Raw genomic sequence first — 2,104 nt, forward strand, 5'->3', positions numbered from 1 at the left:
ACTTTTTCTGCATAGGGTTTGAGAAGCTTTTTCACTTTTGCTTCTGATGCCATCACAGCAACCATTTCTCCTCCTGGGGGTAACTGTTGCATCAACCTACCCCTAGCAGAAATCATTTTCAAACCATCTTCTAAACTAAAAATTCCTGCTACTGTTGCTGCCACATATTCACCAATACTGTGACCCATGACTACATCTGGTTTAATACCCCAAGATTCCCATAACTTAGCTAGGGCGTACTCTATAGCAAATATAGCAGGTTGAGTATAAGCTGTTTGGTCTAGAGGTGATGTCTCTGTATCAGGATAAATAATTTCTAGTATGGACTTGACACCCAGTTGCCCCAATATTTCCTCACATTCATCAAGTGCTGCTCGAAATACTGGTGCTTGTTCGTATAACTCCTTACCCATATTGACATACTGGGAACCTTGACCTGTGAATAGGAAGGCAACTTTAGGAGCAGCAGCATTAATTAACAGTTTCCCAGAAGAGATACCAGCTACGGAAGTTTCATGCAAGGCCCCTTCTTCTAATTTTAACTGTTGCAGTTTTTCTACTAATTCAGTTTTGTTCTCAGCAACAACTGCTAATCTGTGGTTCAAATGAATTCTGCCTGTATTAGCAGTGTAACAAACATCTCCTAAATCCAAATCTGGATTACTTTCTAGATAATTATGATAACTATCTACTAAATCTGCTAAAGCTGTGGGAGTCTTAGCTGACAAAGTTAATAAATGAACAGGACGTTGTAAATCATCTTCTTCTTTAACCTGACTAGGAGCTTCTTCCAATACAATGTGAGAGTTAGTTCCACCTATACCAAAAGAACTAACTCCCGCGCGTAGAGGAGTACCGTTGCGCTTCCATTCAGACAGAGCGTTGTTGACATAAAACGGACTATCAGTAAAATTAATTTGGGGATTAGGTTGCTCGTAATGTAGACTAGGAGGTATTAAATTATTTTTTAGAGACAAAACAGTTTTAATTAATGCTCCTATCCCTGCAGCCGTATTCATGTGCCCCACATTTGTTTTTAGGGAACCAATGGCGCAAAATTGTTTGTCATCAGTATGCTCTGAAAAGGCTCTTGTTAAAGCTTCAATTTCAATGGGGTCTCCCAATTCCGTACCCGTGCCATGAGCTTCTATGTATGTAATTGTTTCTGGAGATACACTAGCGACAGCTTGAGCTTCTGAAATCACTGCTGCTTGCCCATCCACACTGGGAGCAGTATAACCCAGTTTCAAAGAACCATCATTATTAATCGCCGAACCCTTAATGACAGCATGAATACAATCTCCATCTGCTACAGCATCTTGCAGTGGTTTAAGTAACACAGCTCCTGCACCATTACCAAAAACTGTCCCCGAACTTTTGGCATCAAAGGCTCGGCAATGACCATCATGAGAACCGATCAATCCTTCCTGATGTAAATATCCCACATTTTGAGGAATTTGGATTGAAACACCACCGGCCAAAGCCATGTCACACTCTCCATTGAGCAAACTTTGACAAGCTAAATGTACGGCAACTAATGAAGTGGAGCAAGCTGTTTGAATACTTATCGCTGGTCCGGTAAGATTCAGTTTGTATGCTGTGCGTGTTGCCAAATAATCTTTGTCATTAGAGACCATTTGGGCAAAGGAGCGACCATCTAATAGAATAAAATCTTGGTCACCAAGGTTATACATTAAGTAGGCAGGCATTCCACTACCAGCATAAACTCCGATCGAACCCTCATAGTTTTCTGGGTTATAACCACTACTTTCTATTGCTTCCCAGGCGCACTCTAAAAAAATTCGTTGTTGCGGATCTATTTCTTCTGCTTCTCTAGGACTGTAGTTAAAGAAGTTAGCATCAAACATATCGATGTCTGAAACTGTAGAGCTGACTTTGACATAATTGGGATTATTCAGTGTTTCGGTCGCAACGCCAGATTTTATCAACTGTTTATCCGATAACAGAGAGATAGACTCAACACCATTTTTGAGATTATCCCAAAACTCTTCCAGGTTTCTTGCCCCTGGAAAACGTCCAGACATTCCTATGATAGCAATTTCATTATCATTATATTCTTGTTCTTCTGGTTGATTCATAATTT

1 protein-coding gene is annotated in these 2,104 nt (G+C 40.3%); it reads right to left on the minus strand.

Features of this window, described 5'->3' with window-relative positions; all coding sequences use genetic code 11:
- The coding region (locus tag AC3DU7_RS09965) for a type I polyketide synthase (RefSeq protein WP_488039196.1) at positions 1–2,099 on the minus strand (2,099 nt) is incomplete at its 3' end.
- Positions 2,100–2,104: the final 5 nt, after the last annotated feature.

It is taken from the genome of Okeania sp., from assembly GCF_983059655.1.